This window comes from Streptomyces sp. NBC_00353 (assembly GCF_036108815.1).
Classification (GTDB): domain Bacteria; phylum Actinomycetota; class Actinomycetes; order Streptomycetales; family Streptomycetaceae; genus Streptomyces.
In genome coordinates this window covers 1219312-1244670 of the sequence record NZ_CP107985.1, presented here as the reverse complement: position 1 = coordinate 1244670, position 25359 = coordinate 1219312, and the positions used below count along the sequence as shown (strand labels likewise).

Below are 25359 nucleotides of genomic sequence, written 5' to 3'. Positions count from 1 at the left end.
GTCGCGAGGACCATGTTCCAGTCACTGAGCCGTGCCCGCTTGCAGAGGATTCTCACAACTGGTTTTGGTGGTGCGGAGGTTGCTGCGACTATGGCTGGCATGGATGCAGAATCGCTCTTCGTGGATCTCTACGATGCGGTCGCGGATCAGGCCGAGTACTCGCAGTCCGACAGTGCGGTCCGCAACTTCCTCGCTGAGGCGGCCATCACCGCGCTGGTAGCCGCGACGGTGAGTGCCTTCGTGGCAGGCCTGACACAGGCCCTCGGGGACGCCGTCAAGGAGGGCACCTCCAGGCGGATCCGGGCGCTGCTCCGCCGCTCGGCCGAGGCACCGGACGGTGACCGTGCCGAGCTGACGGTGGAGGCCCTGCGTCTACTGGAGCAGTATCTGCCGCTGTTGCGTAACTCGACCAGCGAGCAGCGTGCGGCTGAGGAGCGTTGGGTGGCCGCCGAGTTGGAGGGCCGTGGATTCCCTCCACACGTAGCGAAGTGCATTGCCGCAGACATGGTTGGCCGACTGCGTGCAGAGGCGGAAGAGCAATGATCGATGTGCGGCAGTTCCACTTGATGGGAGGGCGAGAGCCCATCGGCGCCCAGTGGACTAGGTTCTGGGTCTTCGGCCTGGCTTGCAACACAGTCGGGGCCGCGGAGGAGGGCGGCAACTGGTCTGAGTTGGTCGCCGCCCATCGGTCCAGCCTCGACATCATGGCCTCCGGTGGGCTCGCCAACTCCGACACGTTGGCTCTGCTGCACATCGCCATCGACATAGTCGAGACCGTCGAACTGGCCCCCGAGCTCCATATGCTGGCCATCGATTACCTGATGAATGTGGCGCTGACCGAAGCGGAGATCCCACCGCCGGGACAGCCCCTCGTACCACCCGAGCAGGGTCCGACAGCGCCGCTGGATGGGTGCTTGCCCCTTCAGAACCTTCCCTTTGCATGGAAGCGGGAGATGCTGCAACGGGGGCAACGTGAGGTGCTGCGCCAGTTGTTCATGATCTCGCACGAGCAGCTATCGGCAGCGATCCAGCAGTGTGTCCGGCACAGCCGCAACCTGGAGGAGTGGCAAGCCGGCATGGTGAGGCAGCTCATCTACCACACGCGCATGAAAGTAACGTCCGTTACCTATGGGGACCGCCCCTCGTACGTTAAAGATCTGTTCACCCCGGAGGAAATCACTACGCTCACCCGCCAGGAACGTTACGCCGCAGAGCAGTTCGCGCACCTCGGCACAGCACTCGGGTACGGGCGTCACCTGCAGAAGAGCCTCGACGAACTTACCGAGAGGGCCCTCACCATTGAGGGTGACACCCTTCGCCTTCGCATGCAGCTGCGGGCCATGCGAGCCCGCTATGAGGTACCGCCGTACATGGTGCCTGAGCTGGAGGCGCTGCTCCGGTCCGCCAGGCGTCCGGGCGCAACCTGACGGTTCGCCCGGCGGCGTCCCACCTTGGTGTCCTGCGCCGGAGATCTGTCGGCAGAAGTGGGCGAGGGGTCGAGGACATCGTCGGCAGTAACGGCTCGATGAGCGACCACAGTTCGTCCGACACGAACCATGGCCGCGACTGACGGATTCCCATACCCAGACTTACGAGCAGACAGACCGAAACACTCATGATCGGAGGTGCCCCACACCCAGTTGGCAGGCATTTGTGGCGATTTGTGATCGTTGCAGGAAGGATGTCGACCATGCCGAAGCCGCACCCCGCCGAGTTCCGTCGCGATGTGATCGCGTTTGCCCGTGCCCATCCTGAGGCGTCGAAGGCGGAGGTCGCCCGTTTGTTCGGGATCTCCGCGTCCTGTGTGCAGCGGTAGCTGTCGCTGCAGGGCGGTGTCGAGCGTGGTGAGCCAGGGCAGTTCCAAAGCCCTTTGATGTTCGTGTAGTTGCTGGTCACGGGGCAATGCCGAGGAGGTCGAGGGGGCGGGTGAAGGGCTCGTAAGACATCTCGCGGAGGCCTGCCGCGATGCTGGTGTGGCCGTGCTCGCGGAGCTTGTTGATTGCGAGGTTTCGCAGGGTGGCCATATTCTCCGGGCCGTGCCCGGTCCGGACCTGGGAGGCGTCCTCGGCGAACGTGACGTCTCTGATGTGGTGGACGGCCTCGATGCCCCACTGCGATCTGGCGATACAGCCGATGAGATGCGGTGATGCCTCATGTGCCGTCATGTCCGTGACCGCGTAGACGGTCTGCCGGGTCACCTTGCCGCTCCTGAGGTCGGTGCGGTGGCGCAGGATCTTCGCGGCCTGGACGACGTGCGGGAAGTCCAGGCTCAGGCCGGTGACGGTGAGCGTGCGCACAGAGCGGGTCTCGCGCCGCCCGTGCCCGCGCTCGCGGTCGTAGCGGCGGGCGGTCACGTCCTTCCACGGCAGAGTCTTGACCGCCGCGTGCAGGTTCGGCTGGTTGCCCTTGACTACCAGCAGGTAGTGCGCCTGCTTCACCTCCACCAGCCATTTCGCGTGCTCGCGCTGGGTGTGCAGGGCGTCGGCCGTCACCACGGTGCCGGCCAGATCGAACGGGGCCAGCAGAGCGGTGAACGCGGAGATCTCGTTGGTCTTGTCCGGTACCCGCACCTGACTCACGACACGGCCGGCGGCCGTGACCGCGGACAGCAGGTGAGCGGCGGGCGCGGCATCGGTGCGCGAGCCGCGGGCGCTCTTGCCGTCCACCGCAACTGACCGAGCTCCCACCGGAGCCTCGCCCATCAGGTCGGCCAGGCCGCCCGGGCAGACAACGGAGACGATCCTGCGGATCGTCGACCTGCTCGGCGCGATCCGCACGTTCAGCGAGGTCAGAAAGCGTGCGCCGCACCGGGCCAGGGTCTGCTGCGGGGCGCTGCGAGCCCATTGCCCGATCGCCGTGTACGAGCGTGCGCCCGCCGCCACCGCGGACGCGGCGATCAGCAGCACCGCCACGAACGGGTGACGCACACCCCGGCGATGGCGCGGGTCCGGCAGCCTGACCAGCCGTTCCGCCAACGACAGCCCCGAACACCCCGCCAGCAACGGCGACTTGACCAGACAGGCGGTGGCAGACTGACGGCACATCGAGGCTCCGGTTCTGGACGACGACTCGCAAGGTCATCCGTCCACAACAGGAGCCTCGATCTGTAAGTAGCGGTCCTCACCAACATCGTCACCACGCCGTGACCAGCACCTTCACCACCCGCTAGGACTTTGGAACAGCCTTGTGGCCGCCGCAGCCGTACTCGGCCGCGCGGGCCGCCGCAGCGCCATCGCCTGAAGCGCCTCCTCGAAGCCGACATCTTCGGCCTGCTCGCCCTGGCCTACATCGCGGCCCTGCGCACGAACCCGCCACTGCCCGGGGCGGGCCCGGCCAAGGAACTTGACGCGCTCGCGTTCTCCTTTTACGTCCACATGCTCGCCAGCGCCCCCCGGGCTTCGACGACGTCACCGACCTGATCGTCCTCGACAGCATCCAGTGGTGCACCCCGCCGCTGGACACCGCCGCCCAGGCTCGCGCCCTGCACTTCGTACAGTACTGACCGCCCCGGGGCGCAGCCGACCCGCTGCGCCCCGCCCCGACGGCGGGGGAGTGGCACCCCCGCCGCACCGAACGCACAAGGAGCACCCTGTGTGTCTCGTGACTGTGGACCCCGCGCACGGTGTCGTTGCGGCCCCCGTAACCGAACGTGGTGGTCGTCCAGGGCGTCGACGTCGTCTCTGCGCTTGGCGGGTCAGTCGGGCAGGGGAACGCGGATGACTGGGTCGAAGGGGCGCTTGTTAAAGCCTGCGCGTACATTCCGGCAGTTGGGCGCCTTGCACATGAAGAACCCCTCGACGTTCTTCCGGCTTGTGCGCTCCTTGAGCCAGACCTTCTCCAGGGCAGTGAGGGGGCGATGTGGTTCGTCGGAGTCGCAGGTGTAGCAAAACATCGTGTTGCGTGGCACGACACCTCCTGAAAAGGGCGGGCAAGCCGAATGAGGAGCATATGGGGACACGCTGAGCGATCGACAGTGGGCAACCGGCCGTCTCTGGGCAGAGGGTTGTTGGTATGCGTCGCCGTTGGCGGCGGCCCTCGACCGTTATCACCGTTGATGGCGTAAGCATGCGGGTCCCGGCCGGGACCCGCACCCCTCGATCGTTGCAGCGCCGCCGCTCACCGTGTGGCGCGTTCGCCCTGATTGGCCGGGAAGTGCCCAGCTCTCGTGAGTGGCTCCCTGCGGGCAGACAGCCGGATGAGCGGGTAGGGGCGCATAGGGCGGCCCAGGAGGTGCGGTGTGTGGACGCGCAGGGCGAGCACCCCGGGCATGGCATGTACGGGTGTGGCGGGCCGTTGCCGAGCCTGTCACACCCGGCCACGGCCTTTTCCGCCGGTCTCCTGGCTGTGGGGTATCCCGGGCGGGCATGGGCACTGCGGGCAGGTCAGTTGATGGTCCAGTCGCGCAGCTGACGGGCGATGAGGGCGACGCCCAGCGTCCCGGCGGCGGCGTCGCGCGCGCCGCACCCTGACGACAGGAGGCGCCCATGGTTGGCAGCCTCCCCTGGTGTCCGAGGTAGAAGTCAGCGCCGAAGCGGGCGCTTCACTGTGCGTATCGGCACTGCGCGGGCATGACCGGCGTGCAGGATGAGTATCAGTGTCACGGCGAGGGGAATCACGAGTGGATGCCAGCGTCGGTCAAGGCCCTGTTCTCGTATAGCTACCGCCAGGTGGCGTCTGTGCCCATCCGCCCCGATCAGGAGGAAGAACGCCCGAGCCGCCGCAGCCCCCGGACTAGCCCGTGGCTCCCAGCCGGCTGCCGGCAGAACCTCTGGAATGCCGCTCAGGCAGCTCTCAGATCAAGGTCCCGGGAGACGTACGATATGAGGGTGGAAGTGCGTCGAGCCGATGGCGGGGTGATCGCGGTCGAGGTGGTGGGGGAGCCGGACGCGCCTGCGGTGCTGTTCTGCCACGGGTTGGCCGACTCGCGGCTGGCCGCGTACGACTTCGCGGGCGCGGCCCACGCGCTCGGACTGCGCCTCATCGCCCCGGATCGCCCCGGCATCGGCGGCACCGAGGCCCGTTGCCTGCCGCGGGTCGTGGACTGGGCTGCGGAAGCCACCGTGGTCCTGGACGCGTTGGGCGTCGGCTCGGTGGCGCTGCTCGGCGTCTCGGGCGGCGGAGCGTTCGCGGCCGCATGCGCGTCGGAGCTGCCTGACCGCGTCCGCAGCCTGCTGCTCATCGCGCCCCTTGGCCCGCCTGCCTGGCCCTCCCGCGGGATGGCAGCCGGGCAGCGCGCGTCCTTGCAGGTCGCCCGGCACGCTCCGGCGTTCGGTGGCTGGTTTCTGGGCCGCCTGGCCACGCTGGCGCGCCGGGCACCAGGGCTGTTCATTCGCCTGGCGACCAGCGAGATGCCCGCCATCGACCGGCGTGCCCTCGCCCAGTCGGACGCGCGCGCGGCCTTCCTGACCAACTACCTGCGAGCGTTCCAGCGCGGCAGCCGGGGAGTCGGGCAGGATCTGCGCGTGCTGACCCGACCCTGGGGTTTCGACCTCGAGTCGATCACGGTGCCCACGTCGATCCACCAGGGGGACGCCGACACCACCGTCCCGCTCCCGCACGCCCGCCGCTTCGCCGCGGCGATACCGGGCGCACGCGTTCACATCCATCCCGGCCAAGGGCACTTCTCGATCCTCACCGCACCCGAGCAGACGCTGGCGACACTCGCCGCATAGCCGGTCGAGGTTGCCGCCGGAGATCACGGCGACGGCGCGTCCGGTACCCGGAGGCCGTAGAAACGGCGCATGCTATGACATCCATAGGGGCATCAAGCGCGCCTTCGTCCTCCACGGGACAGCCCTCAGCCGCGATCCGCCTCTGGCTCAGGAACTGACCGGGGCCCGGCTCAGACGCGGTCGATCGTTGCCTGGATCGCAGCACCGGAGAAGTCGATGACCTCCGCAGCCATTCGAAGATCCTCCGGCAGGTTGTCCAACCGTCCGCCATCAAGGATCAAGGCGACACCCTCCTGAAGCACGACCGTGGCCCCGAGCCGGCGCGTCAACCGGCCATCACGTCGAGCACCGGCCCCGGCTGATGGGTGACCATGACGCTCATCGGCCCCTAGCCGGCGGACGGTCAGCCCTCGTACAGGCCGAGGCCCTCGCCGGCCGCCGCGCGCACCAGGACGTCGGCCAGCTCCACCGGGGTGGAGAGCATCGGGTAGTGGCCGGTGGCCAGTTCGAAGAAGGTGACTCCGGGCTCGGCGAGCTTGGCGAACCGCGGCAGGCCGGTGCCGTGCAGCGTGCGGGCGAACTCCAGGCTGAGGCCGTTCGCGAGGCAGAACACCCCAGTGGTCGGGAGCTTGAGCCAGGCACCGGTCAGCTCGATCGGCTCGGTGACGGTCCGGACCGGGTGCGGGGTGGCCAGGCGGTGGTAGCGCTCCAGCTCCGCCGCCGGGACGGCGTGCACCGCCGGGATCTCCTCGGGCACCGGGATGACTCCGCCGAGGGCGCGGTCCAGCAGGCCGAGCTGCGGCATCTGCGCCACCACCGACTCACCCGGCTCCGGGAAGCCGGTGTCCACGAACACCACCCGGGCGACCTGTTCGGGCCGCCGGTCGGCCGCCGCGAGGGCGGGGAAGATGCCGTAGCTGTGGGCCACCAGCACAATCCCTGGGCCCTCCGTGTCGAGCAGCGCCGCCACGGCGTCGGTGTGCTCGTCCAGCCCGGCGTCGGCGGGGTCCTCCCCCGCCCGCTCGGCCATGCCGGGCAAGGTGACCGGAAGCGCCCGGTGCCCTTGCGCGGTCAGCTCGGCAGCCACCGCCTCCCAGGCCCAGCCACCCATGAAAAGCCCCGGGACCAGCAGAAACGTCGTCATGACAGACCTCTCTCGAAGCATCGCCTGTGCGGTAGGTCAGGACGGTAGGACCTCCCCCTGGGGGAGAATCCAACCGTTTCTGGCGCGCGAGCCCGGCAAGATCCGCCGGACAGACCCTAGACCGACAGTGCTGCTCGAACTCAGGTTCTGGCTCAAGTTCTGTGGTCCGTGACTGTCGGTCACCGGTTAGATCTCGAAGAGGGTTTCCTCTTGTGGTGGGATCGGAGGGTTAAGGACATCGCGGAGGCGGGAGATGTCCTGGCGCCATTTCGGGCCGTCTGCGGCTTCGCCCCACAGCTCGGCGAGTTCAGACAGCTCGGCGATCACTTGGTCCAGTGCGTCGACGGCGAGCGTTCGGAGGTCTGCGGGGAACTCCGGTAGAGGCTCGGATGGACCGTAGATCGAACACGTCGGCTCGCCGTAGGGGTGCTGTGCGACGACCAGGGCTGCCGCGGCCACGGCTCGCTCGGCGTCGGGGGCGTCCAAGTAGTCCGCAGGATCGGCGGCGCGTTTGAGTACGCTGCGGATCATGGACTCGCGTTCTTCCACGGCTGCCTCGTCCAGGTCGCCGGCGAAGTCGGCGGCGGTGTCGTTGTCGAAGGGGCCGATGTCCCAGGTGCCCATATGATCTCCTCGCGTGACCGTCCGGGAATCCTCGCACTGGCCACCGACGGTGAGGTCACGAGGCAAGCAGTACCCGCTTGCGCAGGAGCTTGAAGCCAGCGCGTCCATACATCTGCCGCTTGATCATTTTGATGCGGCTGACGTGGCCTTCCACGACGCCTGAGCTCCAGGGAAGGGTCCGGCCGGCCGTGACGGCTGCGAGGTCGCGTGCGAGGCCGTTGGTAAAGGTGTGCAGACTGGGCAGGTCGTCGGCTCGGACCGCCTCCATCCACTCGGGGAGCCGTTCTCCCTGGAGCTGGTGATCATCTGCCCGAAGGAGCGGACGTGCCCGGCGAGGGCGTCCAGTTCGGGGCAGTGGGTCAGAATGGACTTGAGCTTCATTCGCTCGTTCTCCGGAAGCGCGTCGGGCAACGACTGTGCTCTTGAAGCCCTGGTCGACCAGCACCTTCGACACGCTTGCGTTCCGTGCGGCGACGCGATCCAGCAGCACGACTCCGGCCCGGTTGTCGTGCACCGATGCTTCGAGCGCCGCGACCGCGATGACCAGGCCAAGCACGTCGACCGCGAGACCGCGCTTGCGCCCGGGTACCTTTTTCGCCGCGTCCTTCCCGGTCGTGGCGGCCGGGACGTTCACCGCGGCGTGGACGCTCTGGGTGTCCGACACCACCAGGCTCGGGTCCTCCGACCGGCCGGCCTTCTCGCGGACCTGCCAGCGCAGCAGGTCGTGGATCGTCTGGTCGGTACCGTCTTCACGCCACTTGGCGAAGTAGTAGTACTTCGCCGAACGTGGTGGCAGGTCGTGCGGCAGGTACTCCCACTGGCAGCCGGTCCGGGACTGGTAGAGGATCGCGTTGACGATCTCCCGCATCTTGTAACGGCCCTGGTGGCCGCTGACCGACGGGTGCGCGGCCTTCCACGCGGTGATCACCGGCTGGATCAACGCCCACCGCTCGTCCGTCAGATCGCTCGGATACCGCTTGCACTCACTCACCCGCTCAGCCCAGCAGCCCAGACCACGCCGATCAGCTGAGCCGTCCCAATCCCACACCATCAGGTGACGACAAAACAGTCAGCTCCTCTGATCCAGTCCAAATCCTTCTGCCATTCTTCGACTGGTTCTTGGTCCCACGCGTTCTTGTTGAACGCCCACGAATACAGGGCACGTCTCAGCATCCGCGGCTCGAGGTATGACGCGCTGGGGTGGACCAGCGCAGGCGCGATCGCGCCAAAGGCGTCGGCCAGAGTACGGCGCGTGTTTCCTGGCGTTCGTTCCCAACTTGGAATCGGCTCAGCCGACCAGGGCGCTGGCGCGTGTCGCGGAATGGTAGTTTGTAACTCATCGTCAAATTTCAGAAGCGTTCTTGCACGCAGCCCACCAGGCATCCAAATCCGTTCGGCGGCAACGGAGTTCACCATTGGGCAGTTTGATCATTCGGGGTGCCTGACCGCGGGTGCGCAGATGGTAGAAGGCCGCGTCAGTGTGCGGTCGGTGCAAAGAAACCGGAAGGCGGCACCGGGCCCTGCAGCTTCGGGCCCTTGCCGACGACCCGGACGTCATTCCCTTACCTGCACAGCGCGTCCATCGCCACGACGTCCTCAGCGGCCTGATCCCTGAGTACCGCAGCACTGCCTGACGAAGATCACGACGGTCCGGAGCGCGCCCCGCTGGACCGGACGGCGCTCCTCCTCTCCCTTTGCCCCGGTTCGCTGCGGATCGGCTGGTGGCCGGCCGACCAGAAAGTTGCGACACATCTGCGAATGTTTTCGTGACCGTAAGGTCCGACTGACGAGACGTCAAGGGATTGCGCAGCGCGGACCGAAAGCGGACGGGCGCGATCGGTGGAGGGCGTCGAAATGTTTCGGTAGCCAACCCTGACGATCATTCATAAGTTTCGGTGAACTTTCGGAAATGATTCATTGACTGCCGCTCTGCACCGAGCGCATACTCTCCACCGATCGGCACCTCCCCGTAATGGACACGACTCCATACGGTCACACCCGTCCACCTGGCACGTCCACACGCGCATGCCCGGAGCCGGAAAGCAGGGTTGCAGTGATCGTCACTACTTCGCGTACGTGCCCGACCTCACTGTTGCCACGGCCGTCCTGCCACTTCGCACCAATTGTGTCAATTCCGATAGATCAGGGACTTCCACGATGACGAGGAAAACACGCAGCGCGACGGCTGTCGCGATCGGCTTGGGCATCGCACTCGTTGCCACCGGCTGCGCCGGCGGCAACGACGGCAACGGCAACGGCGGTTCGTCCGATGGCAAGGTCACGTTGACCGTCTGGGAGAACGCGCAGCCCGGGCCCGGTGCGGAGTACTGGAAGACCGCCGCGAAGGCATACCACTCGCTGCACCCGAACGTCACGGTCAAGATCCAGGCGGTCCAGAACGAGGACCTCGACGGCAAGCTGCAGACCGCGCTCAACTCGAACTCCGCCCCGGACATCTTCCTGCAGCGCGGTGGCGGCAAGATGCAGGCCATGGTCAACGCCGGCCAGCTCCAGGCGCTGAACCTCACCGACACCGACAAGGCAAATGCAGGCGCGGCAGGTGTCGCAGGCTATTCGATCGACGGCAAGGTCTACGCGATGCCGCTCGACACCCAGCCCGAGGGCATCTACTACAGCAAGGACCTGTTCAAGCGGGCCGGCATCACCTCGACGCCGACGACGATGGACGAGCTCGAGGCCGATGTCGCGAAGCTGAAGGCGATCAAGGTCGCGCCGATCGCGGTCGGTGCCAAGGACGCCTGGCCGGCTGCGCACTGGTACTACAACTTCGCCCTGCGCGCGTGCAGCCAGGAAACCATGGCGGCGACTGCGAAGTCGCTCAAGTTCACCGATCCGTGCTGGACCAAGGCCGGCGACGACCTGGCTTCGTTCCTGAAGGTCGACCCCTTCCAGAAGGGATTCCTGACGACCTCGTCGCAGCAGGGCGCCGGGTCGTCGGCGGGCATGCTCGCGAACCACAAGGCGGCCATGGAGCTCATGGGCAACTGGAACCCCGGTGTGATCGCCGGCCTGACCAAGGACCAGAAGCCGCTCCCCGACCTGGGCTGGTTCCCCTTCCCTGCCGTGGCCGGTGGCCAGGGCGACCCGACCGCCATCATGGGCGGCCTCGACGGATACTCGCTGTCGAAGAACGCACCGAAGGAGGCCCTTGCCTTCCTCCAGTGGCTTGTGACCAAGGACCAGCAGGAGGCCTACTCCAAGGCCTTCTTCACGATCCCGGTGAACAAGGAGGCCCAGGGTGTCGTCACCGACCCCTTCAACGTCTCGGCACTGCAGGCCTTCAACAAGGCGGCCTACTCCATGATGTTCCTTGACACCGAGTACGGCCAGAACGTCGGCAACGCCATGAACACCGCCGTCGTGAACCTGCTGGCCGGCAAGGGCACCGCCGCCGACATCGCCAAGGACACCAACGCTGCCGCCGCGAAGGGCTGAGTAAGCACACGATGAGCAACACCCTGGGTACTGACACGGCCACCGGCCGCCAGTCGCAGGGCACGCCTGGAGTCGGGGGCGCGGCCGAGTCCGCGTCCCCGGCTTCGCTGCGAGCGGCTGCGCGCCGCCGCAGCCGTGCCAAGATGCGACTCGAGATCGCGGTCCTGTCCGGACCCGCGATCATTATGTTCTTGGCCTTCGTGATCTTCCCGGTGGCGCTCGCTGCGTTCTACGGCTTCTACCGGTGGCACGGCTACGGAGCGCCCACCGACTGGGTCGGCCTTAACAACTACAAACTGATCCTCACCGACCCCGCGTTCCAGCAAGTTCTGTGGCACAACGGCCTGATCCTGGTGCTCTCACTGGTCATCCAGGGCCCGCTGGCGATCATCCTCGCGCTCCTGCTCAACCAGAAGATCCGCGGTCGCTCGATCATCCGCGTCCTGATCTTCGTGCCGTACGTCATCTCCGAGGTCATCGTCGGCACCGGCTGGAGCCTGATGCTCCAGAGCAGCGGCGCCGTCAACGACCTGCTGCAGCAGATGGGCCTGGGCTTCCTGCAGGCTGAGTGGCTCTCCAACCCGAAGCTGGCCATCTGGACGCTGATGGGCATCATCTCGTGGAAGTACATCGGCTTCGCGGTGATTCTGATGCTCGCCGGCCTGCAGTCGATCCCCGAGGAGCTCTTCGAGGCCGCTCAGATCGACGGCGCCTCCTACTGGCAGATCCAGCGCCGCATCACGCTGCCCCTTCTGGGGCCGACGATCCGCATCTGGGCGTTCCTGTCGATCATCGGTTCGCTGCAGCTGTTCGATCTCGTCTACATCATCTGGGGGCCATACGTCGCGGGCACCGCGGGCACCTCGACCATGGCGATCTACATGGTCGCCCAGGGCCGCAACGCGGGCAACTACGGCTACGGCAGCGCCATCGCGGTCGTCATGTTCCTGATCTCGCTCGTCGTCGCGCTGATCTACCAGCGCTTCGTCCTGCGCCGCGACCTCCAGGGTGCCGTCACCGAAGGAGCCATCTGATGAGCGCGACAACGGGTAACTCCTGGTTTCCCTCCGCCGCGGAGCCGAATGCGCCCGTCGGCCGTCGCGGCAATCGTGACAAGCCGCAGAAGTGGGGGAATCCCTTCACCTACTTCATTGCGCTGCTCTTCATCGGGGTCTGCATCGCACCGGTGCTCTACATCGTGCTCGGCGGATTCCGCACGAACTCGCAGATCAGCACGAACCCGGCTGCCCTACCGCACCCCTGGGTCGTCAGCAACTACATCAGCGTCCTGAAGTCGGTGACGTTCTGGGGTGAATTCGCGAACTCCATCATCGTCGCGCTCGTGAGCACCGTCGGCACCGTCGTCCTCGGCCTGATGGTGAGCTTCGTGCTCGCGCGCTACGACTTCAAGCTCAAGGGCGCGATGTATTCCCTGTTCGCCGCCGGCCTGATGTTCCCGATGGTCATCGCGATCACCCCGTTGTACATCGTCATCAAGGAACTCGGCCTCGTCGACAACCTGTTCGGCGTGATCGTCCCGCAGATCGCCTTCGGCCTGCCGACGACCGTCATCATCCTGGTGCCGTTCCTCAGAGCCATTCCGAACGAGATCGAGGAGGCCGCCGCGATCGACGGTGCAAGCCGACTCGGATTCTTCTTCCGCATGGTGATCCCGCTGTCACTGCCCGGTGTGGTGACGGTCGGCATCCTCGGGTTCATCGGCAGCTGGAACAACTACGTCCTGCCCCTGTACGTCATCAACTCGCAGGCGAACTTCACCCTGCCACTCGGCGTCCAGGCCTTCTCCTCGCAATACTCCGTGGACACCGCGAGGGTCCTCGCGTTCACCTCACTCGCAATGCTGCCCGCACTGATCTTCTTCGCGATCTTCGAGAAGAAGATCGTCGGCGGTCTCACCGGCGCCGTGAAGGGCTGAAACCGGCACCAGTATCTGCATCGGACCGTCTCACGCCTGCCCCTGCCGTGCCTCCGGCAGGGGCAGGCCGCTGATCGGCGGCATCGCTCAGCCCGCGGCGCGTCCCGCGCCATCCCATGGAAAGGACCATTGAATTGCCCCGCGCCCACATCGAGCTCGACAAGCAGGCCGTCATCGCTCCTGTCCGACGCCGCACCTTCGGCTCGTTCGTCGAGCACCTCGGCCGCTGCGTGTACACCGGGCTCTACGAGCCGGAACACCCGAGCGCGAACGATGAAGGGTTCCGCATGGACGTCGTCGAACTCGTCAGGGAGCTCGGCAGCACGACCATCCGCTACCCGGGAGGCAACTTCGTCTCCGGCTTCCGCTGGGAGGACTCGGTCGGCCCGCGCGAAAAGCGCCCGGTGCGCCGCGACCTCGCCTGGCACTCGCTCGAATCGAACCAGGTCGGCCTCGACGAGTTCGCCAAGTGGCTCAAGCTCACCGACTCCGAGCTGATGCTGGCGGTCAACATCGCCACGCGAGGCATCCTGCCCGCCCTGGACCTACTCGAGTACGCCAACCACCCGTCTGGCACGGCGCTGTCGGACTTGCGCATCGCCAACGGCACGCCGGACCCGCACAACGTGCGCATGTGGTGCCTCGGCAACGAGATGGACGGACCGTGGCAGACCGGCTTCATGACGGCGGACGACTACGGCAAGATCGCCGCCCGCACCGCCGCCGCGATGAAGATGGCCGACAAGGACCTCGAACTCGTCGTCTGCGGCTCCTCCGGGTCCGGCATGCCGACATTCGGCGACTGGGAGCGCACGGTGCTCGAGCACAGCTACGACTATGTCGATTACGTCTCGTGCCACGCCTACTACCAGGAGCACGACGGCGACCTCGGCTCCTTCCTCGCCTCGGCGATCGACATGGACTACTTCATCGACACCGTCGTCGCGACCGCCGACCACGTGGGGTACAAGAAACGCTCAAACAAGAAGATCAATGTCTCCTTCGACGAGTGGAACGTCTGGTACCTCAAGGAGCACCAGGAGTCCGAGGAGGTCAACGACGAGTGGCGCTACGCCCCTCGGCAGCTCGAGGACACGTACACGGTGGCGGATGCCGTCGTCGTCGGCAACCTGCTGATGACGCTCCTCAAGCGCAGCGACCGCGTCACCTCGGCATCCCTCGCGCAGCTCGTCAACGTGATCGCGCCGATCATGACCGAGCCCGGCGGCCCGGCCTGGCGGCAGACGACCTTCTACCCGTTCTCGATCACGAGCCGGCTCGCTTCCGGCGAGGTGATCCGGCCCGTGATCGAGACGCCGACGTACAAAACGGCGCGCCACGGCGAGGCATCCGTCATCGACGCCGTCGCGACCGTCGACGAGGACCGGACCGCAGTCTTCCTCGTCAACCGCGACCTGAAGGAGGCCGCGCAGGTCACGATCGACGTGCGCAGCCTCGGCTCGTCGCGCATCGTCGAGGCGGTCACGCTCGCCGACTCCGACATGCACGCGAAGAACACGCTCGCCGAGCAGCACCGGGTGACCCCGTCCGCAAACACGAGCGTGACACTCGTCGACGGCGTGCTCACCATCGAGCTGCCACCGATTTCGTGGACGGCGATCGCCCTCCACTGAGCGACGACACGAAGCAGATCTGACGCCGTGACGGATTCCTGTCGCGACGCCAGATCATGTCACCGCAAACTCACTCGGAACGTTCGCAACTCAACGAGCCCGCTCGCGACTGTTGGGAGTTCACGGCCCGAACGCCGGGATCCGAGTGCGGTTGCGTAGGTAGGAGCCGGGGCCGGATTCGATGATGGTGCCGCGGAAGGTGAGGTGGTCGACGATTGCGGCGCACAGGCGCAGGTCGGTGAAGGTCTTCGTCGTCCCGGATCGACCAGGTCGAGCGCCGGCCTGCTGACGGACAAGCTGATCCGGCGAAGCGTCCACACCTCCGTGAAGGCCCTCGAGGACGACATCAAGGCCTGGGTCGACACCTGGAACCAGGAGCCCAGACCGTTTACCTGGACCAAGACCGCCGACGAGATCCTCAAATCCCTCGCCGACTACCTCGCCAAGATCAATCCATACAGCCAGCCATCAAAGGAATGGTTGCCCTCGCGATTTCCCGCGCAACACTGGGCTCAATGAGGGAGCCGTCGGGGGCTCGGCCCTGATTGCCATGATGCGTGACCAGCAAAGGAGCACCCCCGTGACAGACACGACGTCCTTCCTGCTCGAACGCCTGCACGCGGCCGGCCTGACCGACGTCGTCGCGGTCGAGCCAGCCACTGGGGGCCTCGCCGCGACCGCGGGACTCGCGCGCCGCGGTGACGGCACGTCGGTGTTCGTCAAGGCGTTCGGCGAGCCGCCGTCGGACGACGCCTTCGCCGCGGAGGCCGAAGGGCTCACGGTGCTGCGCAAGGCGGGCGGCGTCGCCACGCCCGAGATCATCCTCGCGGACCGCGACCTGCTCGTGCTGTCCGTGCTGCAGCCCCGGCCGGGCATCGAGGTCTTCTGGGAGCAGCTCGCGCATGCACTCGCCCACCTGCACACCACCACGCGGTACCCCCGATTCGGGTGGCACCGGGACAACTGGCTGGGCCGTCGTCGGCAGGTCAACACCTGGGATGACAACGGGTTCGAGTTCTTCGCCCAGCACCGTCTGCTGCGCTGGCTCGGCGAGCGTCGCGTCCAGGACGCGCTCGACGCCGCGGACCGGGCGGCACTGGAGCGGCTGTGCGACCGGCTGCCCGAGCTGCTGCCGGTCAGGCCCGCGTGCCTGACGCACGGCGACCTGTGGGCGCTGAACGTCATGGCCACCCCCGACGGACAACCCGCGCTGATCGACCCGGCCGTGTCGTACACGTGGGCCGAGGTCGACCTGGCCCACCTGTGGACGACGGCGCCGCCGTCCGAGGCGCATGTGTTCTTCGAGCTGTACGTCGAGTTGACCGGGCTCGACCGCGCCTGGCGCGAACGGATGCCGATCCTCCAGCTACGCCAGCACCTGGCCGTGATCGCCCAGTTCGACCCCGACTGGGGCGCCGCCGACCTCGTGCGGGCCACGCTCGCCCCGTTCCGGCGGCGGCCCTGAGCTCAGCTACCCGCGTCGACGGGGGATCCGCTGCACAGTGCCGGACAACGTCGACCAGGCCGCCAACCGCAAGAAACGCGGCTCGCGCGGCGGCCGGCCGCCCGAGTTCAACAATGCCGATCAGAAAGAAAGGCGCACCGTTGAGTGCGGCATCAATCGCCTCAGGAGTGCCGTTCAGGCAGCGCTTTCCGGCCGGGCCACAGCCACCGCGAAGACCACCAACGGGCCGGTAAAGACGATCCGGATCTTCAAATGGCCAAGAGCTCTTCGGGTAAGTCGCGGTCACAGGCGATAAAGCAGCTCAAGCCGTCCTGGTCTCAGCAGACCGGCTCGGCGCGAGCCGTTGAGCGGCCTCAGCAATCCCAAACTCATCCGCCGGTGTTCCGAGTTGGGTAGGTTCCCGGACCGCCCCGGCGGCTGGTACACCGTCCCGGATCTCGCCTTCCCGGAGCCCTGGGCTGCACCTCGACGTTCCAGCCCGTCGAGGTGTATTCCTTTCCCGCCTGAGCCGTCTCGTCGACGTATGACGTCGTCCCCCGGTGAGGTACCGGTCGCTCAGCCGATGGTCCACCGCTGAGTGCGCGAATTGCGGTCACACATCGTCGTCCGGTAGAGGCCGCCAGTGGTCTGGTAGAGGCAGAGGCGGGTCGCCGTGTTCCGGAGCATGACTGCACTTCCCGCCGCGGGTTGGACGACTTGCCACAGCTGGTTGTTCCCACCGTTGCACCCGTTGGCGTAGACGTCCCCGGCCGAGTTGCTGTCGAGGCAGTGGCCCCATGTGTAGTTCTGGAGTGTCGAGGACGTGTTGGTGGTGCCGGTCCACCGCCAGTACTGACCCGGATAGCCGATCTCGCAGTCCCGGGACCACAAATCGTAAAAGGAGTTCTCCTCGATGCACTCCTTGTACTCGTAGTTGGCGAACCGGTCGAGGCTGGTCGCTGCGGTCTCAGCGGCGGGTGGCCGTCCCCGGCATTGCCAGGGTCAGCGGCATGGCGAGCACCACTGCCGACCCGATGACCGACACGGCGCGCCTGATTCTTCTCCCGAAAGCGGGCATGATCGATTTCTCTCAATCGTCGCCTGGCTCCCCTGAGTCGGCACCGGCACATGGTCGCAGGTGATCGCCATGATCGGGACCCGTATTTGACCGAGACACTGACGGCACTTGATCCATAAGATAGTTCACGCAATTGCGGTCAGGGCCCTGAAAGTGTCCGCCCAACGCGGAAGGGCTGTCAGAGGCGCGCGGCATTATCAGCAGATGGCCGCCACACAAGCCCGCCGACGTACCTGGATCGCCTCCGGCCGGCCCTGGACCTGATCGAAGTGGATTTCCTGAAGGGCCTCGCGGATTCGCAGATCCGGAACGTCGATCCGAACCGCCGGTCCAGCGGCATCGTGTACTTCGGTAATGCTCCATCCGTGCAGCGCCTCGGCTGCGAGGTCCAGCACTTTCTGTTCCATCGGCTTGGTATCGACCGGGCCTGGCCCGGCTCTTACATGCGGGGGTCCAGGAGCTTTTCCGGTGTGATCGGCAGGTCCCGCACGCGCCGATTCGTTGCGTCGAACACCGCGTTGGCCACGGCCGCCGCGATGCCGGTGGCGGACAGCTCGCCGATTCCCTTGGCGCCGAGCGGCCCGGCGTGCAGGTCGAACTCGTCGACGAAAGACATGTCGATGTGTGGCGGGATGTCGGCGTTCACCGGCAGTGTCACCCCGGCGAGGTCCTGGGACAGCCAGCGGCCGAGATTCGGCTCGAAGCGGCTGGCTTCCATGGCGGCCATGCCCCAGCCCCACACGAGTCCCCCGATCATCTGGGAGCGGGCGGTGCGCTCGTTGACGACCGCGCCCACGCTGTAGACGCCGGTCGCGCGGCGCAGCCGCAGCAGCCCGAGGTCCGGGTCGACGCCGACCTCGATGAACATGGCGCCGAAGGTGCGGGAGACGACACCGGGCGCTCCCGCGTCGGCGGACGCGCCGCCGGGCAGTACCATCTCGCCGTTGCCGACCACCTCGTCGGTTTGCGCCGCATGCAGGATGTCGGCGTACGACCGGCGCTGCTCGCGCCAGATGAGGGCGCCCGAGTCGGCGCGCACCTCCTCGGCCGGCCAGGACATCAGGTCGGCGAGCCGGCGCAGCACGTCGTTCGCGGCCAGGTGGACGGCGGTGCCCATGGCGATCGTGGTGCCCGAACCGTAAGTGGGACCGGCGTACGGCAGCTCCGTGTCGCCGGAGATCCCCTGGACGGAGCGGATGTCGATGCCGAGGGTCTCCGCGGCGATCTGCGGGAAGATCGTGGTGGAACCTGCGCCGATGTCGGTGTAGCCGGCTTCAACCTTCGCGGTGCCATCGGCTCGCAGCCGCACCCGAGCCTGCGAGGTGAACCGGAACTGGCCCTGTGTGCAGTCGGCCATGCCGCAGCCGATGAGCCAGTGCCCGTCCCGGGTGCCGCCCTTGGGCCGGTCCCACCAGCCAAAGCGCCGGGCACCCTCCTTGTACGCCTCCCTGAGCTTCTTCGAGGACCAGGGCGTGCCGTCGGCGGGGTAGCTCTCCGCGTAGTTGGCTAGGCGCAGGGTGAGCGGGTCCATGGATAGGGTGTGCGCCAGCTCGTCCATCGCGGAGCCGAGCGCCCAGGTGCCAGGGCCGTCGATGGGCGAGCGCATGAACGACGACAGGTTGACGTGGCCGCGCCGCACCCGCTGGCTGGTGGAGATGTTCGGGGAGGCGTAGAGCGCCTTGGCGGGCACGGAGCCGAACTCGACGTAGTCGTCAGTGATGGCGGTGATGTTGTCGACCTCGTGGACGACCGCTTGGAGTTCGCCGCTGTCGTTGGCACCCAGGAAGACGCGGTGCTCCATCAGCGGCTGGTAGCCGACGATGCTGTACATGTCCTGTCGGGTAAGCACCAGCTTCACCGGCCGGCCGGCCGCCTTGGCCGCCTGGGCGGCGAGGATCTCGTGCGGCCAGATGAACGCCTTGGTGCCGAAGCCGCCGCCGGTGTGCGGATTGATCACGCGCACCTTGTCGGAGGCGATGCCGAAGACCGCGGCCAGGGCGTCCCGCACCGCGTAAACGTGTTGGACGGAGTCGTGGACGGTCAGCCGGCCGTCGTGCCACTCGGCGAGGATCGCGCTCGGCTCCATCGGGTTGCCGTGCCGGGACGGCTGCGTGTAGGTGCCGGCCGTGCGCACGGGCGCCTCGGCGAGCACGCCGACCGCGTTGCCCTTGCGGAACTCCTGCGTGTCGAGCATGCCGTAGCCGCTGTCCGGCGACGGTGGCACGGACACCGCCGTGTCCGGGTTGATGAACGGCTCCCGCTCGTACGACACCTGCACGCGCGGCACAGCGCCCTCGGCCGCCTCCAGGGACTCGGCCAGGACCATCGCCACGGGCTGCCCCCAGTAATTGACAACGTCTCCCTGCATGGGAAGGAAGCGGGTGGCCAGCGGAGGGCTGGGCACCGCGGCGAATGCCTCGTCGACGGCCGGCAGTCCGGTCAGCACATGGACGACGCCCGGCTCCCGCCGTGCCTCCTCGACGTCGAATCCCGTGACTCGGCCGGCAGTGATCGTCGCGCCGACCAGGACCGCGTACAGCTGGCCTTCCGCGTTGTAGTCGGCCGCGTACGTCGCCGCTCCAGTCACCTTGGCGGGGCCGTCCTGCCTGGTCACTCCAAGAATGCCGGTCATCATGCCTCCAGGGCCAGGTCGAGGGCACGCAGCGCGGTGTTGCGAGCGAGGGGGATCTTGTACGCGTTCGAGGACAGCGGACGGCTCGCGGAGAAGCCGGAGGTAACCGCCTCCCTCACCGCAGGACTGCCCGGGCGCAGGCCGACCAGCGCCTGTTCCGCGTCGTACAGCCGCCAAGGACGCATCGCCACCGAGCCGAGGGCCAGGCGGGCTCGGGAGATCAGGCCGTCTTGGATCTCGACGGCGGCGGCCGCCGAGACGAGCGCGAACTCATAGCTCTGGCGCTCACGCACCTTCACGTACGCGGACTTGGGCACGGGCGCGCCGATCTCGATGCCGGTGATCAGCTCGCCGGGGCGCAGCACATTGTGCGCCGATGGGTCCTCACCCGGCAGGGTGTGGAACTCCGGCGCCGGAATCCGGCGTCCGCCGTCCACGTGCTCGGTGGTGATCTCCGCGTCCAGACAAGCGAGGGCAACAGCGGGGTCCGAGGGCTGTACGGCCACGCAGTCCTCGGTCCAGCCGAAGATGGCCAGGCGCTCGTTGGCGCCGTGCAGGGCCGCGCAACCGGATTTAGGGACACGCTTGTTGCAGGCGACCGGTCCGGGAGAGCGGAAGTAGGGGCACCGGGTGCGCTGCACAGGGTTGCCGCCGATGGTGGCCAGGTTGCGCAACTGAGCAGAGGCTGACTTGAGGATGGCCTGGGAGAGCACCGGGTACGACGCCTCGACACGCGGGTCCTGGGCCACGTCGTTGAGCCGGGCGAGCGCGCCGATGCGCAGGCCATCGCTGTCGGACGTGATCTCGTGCAGATCGGGCAACCGCCCGATGTCGACCAGTCGGCGGGGTGATTCGATGCCGATCCGCGCCCAGTTGAGCAGTTCCGTGCCGCCGGCGAGGAACCTGGTGTCCGCCGTGCGCGCGTTGTCCAGGGCGTCGCGCAGGGATTCGGCGCGTACGTAGGTGAACGGCCGCATGTCACAGCTCCTTTCGGGCCGCCGCCTCGACGGCCGCGGCGATCTGGGGGTATGCGGAGCAGCGGCAAATGTTGCCGCTCATCCATTCGCGGATCTCGTTGTTCGAGCCGGTGTGACCCTCCTGGATGCAGCAGACGGCCGACATGATCTGGCCAGGCGTGCAGAATCCGCACTGGAAGGCGTCCGCCTCAATAAAGGCTTGCTGGACGGGGTGGAGTTCGTCGTCCCGGGCGAGTCCTTCGATGGTCGTCACCTCGGAGCCGTCGGCGCTCGCGGCCAGCACCATGCAGGCGTTGACCCGGCGCCCATCGAGGTGGACCGTGCAAGCACCGCACTCGCCGCGGTCGCACCCCTTTTTCGTTCCGGTCAACCGAAGACGCTCGCGGAGGAGGTCGAGAAGGGTTGTCCGCACGTCACACGGGACCTGTGTGTTTGTCCCGTTTACCCGTAGGGTCACGGTGACTTCGGGGGTGAAGTGCTCGTCGGGCATGCATTGCTCCGGGGGCGGCAGATCTCAGGAGGATGGACATTTTTCGCGAGGATTGAAATATTTCCCATATGTGATGATATGTAACCTAATTCACTATTGATGGTGTAAAGTACCAATAGTCGTTGCCTGCTGGCGGCCGTCACTCCGTTCTCGGGGCGTCCTCTGCGCCTGGCCGCGTCGCACAGGCGGCTCGTGCGAGCGCCGGCGCCCCACCGGGAGGGCTGAACACTTCAAGGCCTGCGTGACCCCCGCGACCAGGCATCGGTCACTCGCCTGACAGTGCCGACTGCCACCCTTGGCCTGCACCGGCCACGCACCCGCCCGGACGTGCACCTCCGCGATCTGAATCGTGTGCCAGGCCGCTCAGCCGGCTCGGCACGTCGAAATGAACTTCCCGGGGCCGGTCGCCATGTCCCCGTCGCGCCGCTGGCGCCTGAGGGTGGGAGCGGAAAATGCGACAAGGCGCCGGGAACCAGCGGATCCACGAAGGTAACGCTGGACTTCGAGAGAAGCCTCGGATCGGGGGGATGCAGGGCTGGCTGCGCCGGGCCGACCTACGACCCGTCCTCCGCGCCAGATGGTGAACCACATGGTGTGCCCACTTGTGAACTCCCCATCGACAAGCAGGGGTGGTCGCCCGCTGATACCAAAGGCCTTAACGGGGCTGCGGCACATCGCAGGGGTATGTCATCAATGGCATCGTCTACGTGATCCGCACATTGTTCCGGGCGTGTGCTGCCGGAACACTGTGAAAGAGGTTGTGCATTTCCGTCGCTACGCGGCGGTCACACTCGCATCCGTCCTGCCCTGGCCCGTCGCTCGAAGACGGTTCCTAAGGGCTGTCCCGTAATCCCTGGTGGATCAGCGCGCGGCGTCAGATGCGGTGCATCGCAAGGCGGAGGCGTCCTCATACTGGGCGCATTCGGGCGTTCCGGCAACGCAGCGAGGTGCCGTAGCTGTCGTCGCGCGCCCGCCAGGGATTACGGGACAGCCCTTAGTACGCCGTCGGCCGTTGTCCCTCGGCGTGAAATTCGGCGAGGAACTCTGCTGCCGCCTGGGCGAAGTCGCGGATGAGGGGGGAGTGGCGGGTCGCCGCCCACGCCAGGGCTACCTCGCTGGGGCCGATGTCATCCACGCGCAGAGCAATGACGTCCGGCCGGGTGTAAAAGTTGGCGGTTGACAGCGGGATTACGCAGATGCCAGCTCCGGCGGCCACCAGTTCGAGCTTCTCCTCGACTTGGTGGATCGCCGGAACCTCGGGGCGGTGCTTGTCCCGCAGCTCCAGTGCCACATCACGCCACTCGGGAACGACGTTCGGGTCCTGCAGGAGGTGCTCGGAGGCAAGGTCCGTGATGGCTACCGACTTCCTGTCCGCCAAGGGGTGCCCCACTGGCAGCAAGACGATCCGTGGTTCCTCGAAGAGCGGCCGCACTTGCAGGCCGTGCTGGTCGATGGGCAGTCGTACGATGCCGAGGTCCGCCCGGCCGTCGAGCAGCACCTCCACCTGATCGTCCCAAGTGGTGCGCAGCAGGCGCACATTCACGTTTGGGTAGTGCGCGGTGAAGGCGACCATGGCCGGGGTGACCGTGATGCCGGGCATAAGGCCGATGGTCAGCGTCTGACTTCCTTGCGCCGCCGATTTCACCCGCCTGATCAGTGCCTGGGCCGAGGCGAGCAGGGGAACGGCGTCCTCCAGCAGCTGTTCGCCGGCTGGAGTGAGCAGAGTGCCCCGACGGTTACGGTTGAACACTTCCGCTCCGAGTTCGTCCTCCAGGCTGCGAATCTGCCTGGAGAGGACGGGCTGGGCGATGTGCAGTCGCTCGGCGGCCCGTCCGAAGTGGAGTTCCTCTGCCACTGCTACGAAGTATCGGAGCTTCCGCAGATCAAGGTCCACCGAGAATCACCGCTCGCCTTCTCACTGAAATGGCCACCTTGTTAATCAGCCGCCATGAAAAGGAATGCCGCGGCCCTCCCGCGGGCACGACCGCGGCAATCGATCACGAATCTACCGCTCGTGCACGGAAAGTCGTCACCGCGCCGCATGCGGAAAGACCGGTGAGCTCAGCCACCAGCGAGGAGGGGCAGCGGGTCGGTGTGGGCGGGGGTCCAGCCCAGCTCGGCCTCGGCGCGGGCCGGAGTGAACTGCTGGTCCAGGGCGAAGGCGTCCGCGATCGGGCCCATCTGCTTGCGAGCCTGCTCCAGCGAGATCGAGGCGACCTTTCCGTCGAGGCCGACGGAGTGGGCGATGGCCAGTGCACAGTCCTTGGCAGTGGGGTTGGCGCCGCCCACGCCGACATACACAGACCCGGGCTTCGCCTTGAGCGCGGCGACGTAGAGCTCCGCGATGTCGTCGATGTGCACCAGCGCCCAGCGGTTCGCACCGTCACCGATGTAGGGGATGATGCCCGCTTCTTTGCCCGGGGCGGTGTAGTAGATGTCGATCAGGCGGTTCTCGCCGCCGTACAACAAGCCGGGCTGCACTATAACGGGCCGCCCGCCCTGCTGCGCGCGCTCCAGGACGGCGTCCTCCACCGGCTTACGCCAGGCGACCAGGGCCGGCGGGTTCCAGGGGGCGGTCTCGTCGGCGACGCCATTGGTGTCGCCGTAGACCCAGGAGCCGCCAGTGTGCACGTAGGTGCCAGTGCCGATGCCGTCCTGCATGGCGGTGGCGGCCGCGAGGTCCTCGGCACCGCTCTCGGCCTGCGCCAGGTGCACGACCGCCTCCGCACGGGCGGTCGAGGCGTTCAGCACACTGAGGTCACCCAGTCCGCCGACCACCGGCGTTGCTCCGAGGGCGCTGACGGTTTGGACCGCACGATCGTTACGGGCCAGCGCTTCTACGGTGTGGCCGTGCCGGACCAGCGCGCTGACCGTTGCCCTGCCGATATATCCGGTTCCACCGGTGAGGAAAACCCTCATGATCTTGGTTCCTATCGCCGTCGGTCGGTAACTTACTCAAAGCCTGCGCTCGAAGACCGGGCTGCGTCCAAGACCTCTTGTGGCACCTGTGATACCCGTTGGACATCAGTGCTTTCAGAACAATTTCCCGCACCGGCGACACCTCATATCCATCGGGCATAAGAAGAGTGGAAAGAGGTCCTAGATATCTGAGCCGCTTTGCCCACATGCTGGCCACGACCCCTGCAAAGCGCCGGCAAGCCCATATGGCCGTCGGCGGAGTTACGAGGTTGTGCACGAACGGAGTTCGGGGTGTGCTGGCCTGGCGGGTTGGCTGGTGGGTTATCAGTCGATTGCGGGGCGGGTGAGGACGAGCTCGCGTCCTCGTCGGCCAGCGCAGTCCACAACCCGCCGCCGCAGTGCTGAATCACCACCTGGACCGGATCTTCCAAGCGAGTGAGCACGGTCCTCTGACGCAGAGGGCGCGGGAATGACGTCGTTTCTCGGGTTCTGGCACACTCTTCGAGGTTTGTGGATGCCGAACTGCAGATGTGCCGAAGGGGATGAGCGTGTCCGGTGAGCGGCTCGACTCGGACTGGGTGCGTGGCTGGTGCGAGCAGACTTCTTCAGCTCTCAGGGTTCTGATGTCGTCGTTCCTGGAGACATACGGGTTCCCTCATGGTGAGAACGCCGTCACTCTCGCAACGGATGGGAGTCACGAGTCGACGGATGCGCTGGTGGACCTGACACCGATCCCCTCGGACCTGACCACCCTTTACTGGGTGACCTGTGAGGTCTCCTTGCCAGACGTGGACAACGGATACTTCATCCACTCAGCCTCGACGGTCGCAGAACACTTCCAGGAGTACGGATCTGTCCGCATCGGCGACGAGTCGCCTGCTCTCGTGTTCGCCAGTGATGGCGGTGGTCACCTGTTTGCGGTGACGGGGAGCGGGCGCGTGTGGAGGTCGACAACGGCATCCTGGTTCGACGATTTCGAGGTCGCCGCAGCCAGCATCCGAGAGTTCCTTGAACAGATCGGTCGAAGGGTCGCCGGGCAGGACTGACCCGGCAGTCCTGCCCGCTAGGTGACGGCCGGGGCAGGCTTGTGCGGCAGAACGGGCTGACGGCCGAAATGTGGCGGCCGCCGGGGCCTACGTCCGGGGCTATTCGATGCGCCGCACGTGGCGCTGATGGCTCAACCGAATCCGACGCGGGATTTGTGTATCTGGGGTGGCGGATGCCGCAGGAGACCCGCACGGATATAGACGTGGAAGATCCTCCGCGACTGCCGCCTGACAGGCGAGCGCTTCCACCACGCCATGCTCGGCATCGCCCGGATGCACCACCTCGCCCTCGCCGAAAGGCGAGCGA

Annotated in this window: 23 protein-coding genes and 5 pseudogenes; 13 read left to right on the top strand and 15 right to left on the bottom strand. The window is 66.8% G+C overall.

From position 1 onward, the window contains the following. Window positions 1-99 precede the first annotated feature (99 nt). The 3 genes from OHA88_RS06070 (at window position 100) to OHA88_RS06060 (ending at window position 1816) form a co-directional block, all read left to right on the top strand. Window positions 100-543 (top strand): hypothetical protein, encoded by a 444-nt coding sequence (locus tag OHA88_RS06070; RefSeq protein WP_328624553.1) that lies wholly within the window; start codon window positions 100-102, stop codon window positions 541-543. Further along, window positions 540-1427: a hypothetical protein gene (locus OHA88_RS06065; protein ID WP_328624552.1), complete on the top strand. Its 888-nt coding sequence runs from the start codon at window positions 540-542 to the stop codon at window positions 1425-1427. Before OHA88_RS06070 ends, OHA88_RS06065 begins: the two co-directional genes overlap by 4 nt. A 263-nt stretch (window positions 1428-1690) precedes the next feature. Continuing rightward, window positions 1691-1816, top strand: coding sequence for a hypothetical protein (locus OHA88_RS06060; RefSeq protein ID WP_328624551.1), 126 nt, complete (start codon window positions 1691-1693; stop codon window positions 1814-1816). Between the two features lie 76 nt (window positions 1817-1892). Here OHA88_RS06060 and OHA88_RS06055 read toward each other — a convergent pair whose 3' ends face one another. Beyond that, complete coding sequence (locus OHA88_RS06055; RefSeq protein WP_328624550.1) at window positions 1893-3044, bottom strand: ISAs1 family transposase; 1152 nt, start codon at window positions 3042-3044, stop codon at window positions 1893-1895. A gap of 129 nt (window positions 3045-3173) precedes the next feature. Between OHA88_RS06055 and OHA88_RS06050 the strand changes: the two genes are divergently transcribed. After that, window positions 3174-3419: a hypothetical protein gene (locus OHA88_RS06050; RefSeq protein WP_328624549.1), complete on the top strand. Its 246-nt coding sequence runs from the start codon at window positions 3174-3176 to the stop codon at window positions 3417-3419. A gap of 275 nt (window positions 3420-3694) precedes the next feature. Here the strand turns inward: OHA88_RS06050 and OHA88_RS06045 are convergent, their stop codons facing one another. After that, on the bottom strand, window positions 3695-3892 hold the full coding sequence (locus OHA88_RS06045) for a hypothetical protein (RefSeq protein ID WP_443044349.1): 198 nt from the start codon (window positions 3890-3892) through the stop codon (window positions 3695-3697). A 934-nt stretch (window positions 3893-4826) separates the two neighbouring features. Here OHA88_RS06045 and OHA88_RS06040 point away from each other — a divergent pair. Next, window positions 4827-5672 (top strand): alpha/beta fold hydrolase, encoded by an 846-nt coding sequence (locus OHA88_RS06040; protein WP_328624547.1) that lies wholly within the window; start codon window positions 4827-4829, stop codon window positions 5670-5672. 170 nt (window positions 5673-5842) lie between these two features. Here the strand turns inward: OHA88_RS06040 and OHA88_RS06035 are convergent, their stop codons facing one another. The 5 genes and pseudogenes from OHA88_RS06035 to OHA88_RS06015 form a co-directional block, all read right to left on the bottom strand. Continuing rightward, a complete protein-coding gene (locus OHA88_RS06035) occupies window positions 5843-6001 on the bottom strand; it encodes a hypothetical protein (RefSeq protein ID WP_267009150.1) in 159 nt (52 codons plus the stop codon). 74 nt (window positions 6002-6075) lie between these two features. Beyond that, window positions 6076-6816 carry an alpha/beta fold hydrolase gene (locus tag OHA88_RS06030; protein WP_328624546.1) on the bottom strand — a complete coding sequence of 247 codons (741 nt, stop codon included), beginning with the start codon at window positions 6814-6816 and terminating at the stop codon, window positions 6076-6078. Window positions 6817-7002: 186 nt separating this feature from the next. Then, window positions 7003-7440 carry a DUF4259 domain-containing protein gene (locus tag OHA88_RS06025; RefSeq protein WP_328624545.1) on the bottom strand — a complete coding sequence of 146 codons (438 nt, stop codon included), beginning with the start codon at window positions 7438-7440 and terminating at the stop codon, window positions 7003-7005. A 133-nt stretch (window positions 7441-7573) separates the two neighbouring features. Beyond that, a pseudogene (locus OHA88_RS06020) lies at window positions 7574-8431 on the bottom strand (IS5 family transposase); the annotation flags it as partial. Window positions 8432-8782: 351 nt separating this feature from the next. Then, window positions 8783-8914 (bottom strand): annotated as a pseudogene (locus tag OHA88_RS06015) (helix-turn-helix transcriptional regulator); the annotation flags it as partial. A gap of 683 nt (window positions 8915-9597) precedes the next feature. Between OHA88_RS06015 and OHA88_RS06010 the strand changes: the two are divergent. The 4 genes from OHA88_RS06010 (at window position 9598) to arfA (ending at window position 14466) form a co-directional block, all read left to right on the top strand. Continuing rightward, the gene (locus OHA88_RS06010; protein ID WP_328624544.1) at window positions 9598-10896 is read left to right on the top strand and encodes an extracellular solute-binding protein; all 1299 of its coding nucleotides are present in this window, start codon (window positions 9598-9600) and stop codon (window positions 10894-10896) included. A gap of 11 nt (window positions 10897-10907) precedes the next feature. After that, window positions 10908-11930, top strand: coding sequence for a carbohydrate ABC transporter permease (locus OHA88_RS06005; protein WP_328624543.1), 1023 nt, complete (start codon window positions 10908-10910; stop codon window positions 11928-11930). After that, window positions 11930-12832 carry a carbohydrate ABC transporter permease gene (locus tag OHA88_RS06000; protein ID WP_328624542.1) on the top strand — a complete coding sequence of 301 codons (903 nt, stop codon included), beginning with the start codon at window positions 11930-11932 and terminating at the stop codon, window positions 12830-12832. The genes OHA88_RS06005 and OHA88_RS06000 overlap by 1 nt, the downstream gene beginning before the upstream one ends. A gap of 134 nt (window positions 12833-12966) precedes the next feature. Next, a complete protein-coding gene (gene arfA, locus OHA88_RS05995; protein ID WP_328624541.1) occupies window positions 12967-14466 on the top strand; it encodes an arabinosylfuranosidase ArfA in 1500 nt (499 codons plus the stop codon). 120 nt (window positions 14467-14586) lie between these two features. Here arfA and OHA88_RS05990 read toward each other — a convergent pair. Then, window positions 14587-14724, bottom strand: a pseudogene (locus OHA88_RS05990) (IS21-like element helper ATPase IstB); the annotation flags it as partial. A gap of 27 nt (window positions 14725-14751) precedes the next feature. Here OHA88_RS05990 and OHA88_RS05985 point away from each other — a divergent pair. Beyond that, window positions 14752-14985, top strand: a pseudogene (locus OHA88_RS05985) (hypothetical protein); the annotation flags it as partial. A 61-nt stretch (window positions 14986-15046) separates the two neighbouring features. Further along, a complete protein-coding gene (locus OHA88_RS05980; RefSeq protein WP_328624540.1) occupies window positions 15047-15931 on the top strand; it encodes a fructosamine kinase family protein in 885 nt (294 codons plus the stop codon). A gap of 555 nt (window positions 15932-16486) precedes the next feature. On the opposite strand, the gene OHA88_RS05970 is transcribed toward OHA88_RS05980, so the two are convergent. From OHA88_RS05970 to OHA88_RS05940, 7 genes are all read right to left on the bottom strand, one after another. Continuing rightward, entirely contained in the window at window positions 16487-16801 is a 315-nt protein-coding gene (locus tag OHA88_RS05970; RefSeq protein ID WP_328624539.1) for an RICIN domain-containing protein, read from the bottom strand. A 384-nt stretch (window positions 16802-17185) separates the two neighbouring features. Next, entirely contained in the window at window positions 17186-17395 is a 210-nt protein-coding gene (locus OHA88_RS05965) for a hypothetical protein (protein WP_328624538.1), read from the bottom strand. A 32-nt stretch (window positions 17396-17427) separates the two neighbouring features. Continuing rightward, window positions 17428-19620: a xanthine dehydrogenase family protein molybdopterin-binding subunit gene (locus tag OHA88_RS05960; protein ID WP_328624537.1), complete on the bottom strand. Its 2193-nt coding sequence runs from the start codon at window positions 19618-19620 to the stop codon at window positions 17428-17430. Then, window positions 19620-20597: an FAD binding domain-containing protein gene (locus tag OHA88_RS05955; RefSeq protein WP_328624536.1), complete on the bottom strand. Its 978-nt coding sequence runs from the start codon at window positions 20595-20597 to the stop codon at window positions 19620-19622. The genes OHA88_RS05960 and OHA88_RS05955 overlap by 1 nt, the downstream gene beginning before the upstream one ends. A 1-nt stretch (window position 20598) precedes the next feature. Further along, on the bottom strand, window positions 20599-21087 hold the full coding sequence (locus tag OHA88_RS05950) for a (2Fe-2S)-binding protein (protein ID WP_328624535.1): 489 nt from the start codon (window positions 21085-21087) through the stop codon (window positions 20599-20601). A gap of 994 nt (window positions 21088-22081) precedes the next feature. Continuing rightward, window positions 22082-22981, bottom strand: coding sequence for a LysR family transcriptional regulator (locus tag OHA88_RS05945; RefSeq protein ID WP_328624534.1), 900 nt, complete (start codon window positions 22979-22981; stop codon window positions 22082-22084). Between the two features lie 167 nt (window positions 22982-23148). Further along, entirely contained in the window at window positions 23149-24006 is an 858-nt protein-coding gene (locus OHA88_RS05940; protein ID WP_328624533.1) for an NAD-dependent epimerase/dehydratase family protein, read from the bottom strand. 542 nt (window positions 24007-24548) lie between these two features. On the opposite strand from OHA88_RS05940, the gene OHA88_RS05935 reads away from it, so the two are divergent. Together OHA88_RS05935 and OHA88_RS05930 are read left to right on the top strand one after the other, a co-directional pair. Continuing rightward, window positions 24549-25052 (top strand): hypothetical protein, encoded by a 504-nt coding sequence (locus tag OHA88_RS05935; protein WP_328624532.1) that lies wholly within the window; start codon window positions 24549-24551, stop codon window positions 25050-25052. A 201-nt stretch (window positions 25053-25253) separates the two neighbouring features. Beyond that, window positions 25254-25346: pseudogene (locus OHA88_RS05930) on the top strand (IS5/IS1182 family transposase); the annotation flags it as partial. Window positions 25347-25359: the final 13 nt, after the last annotated feature.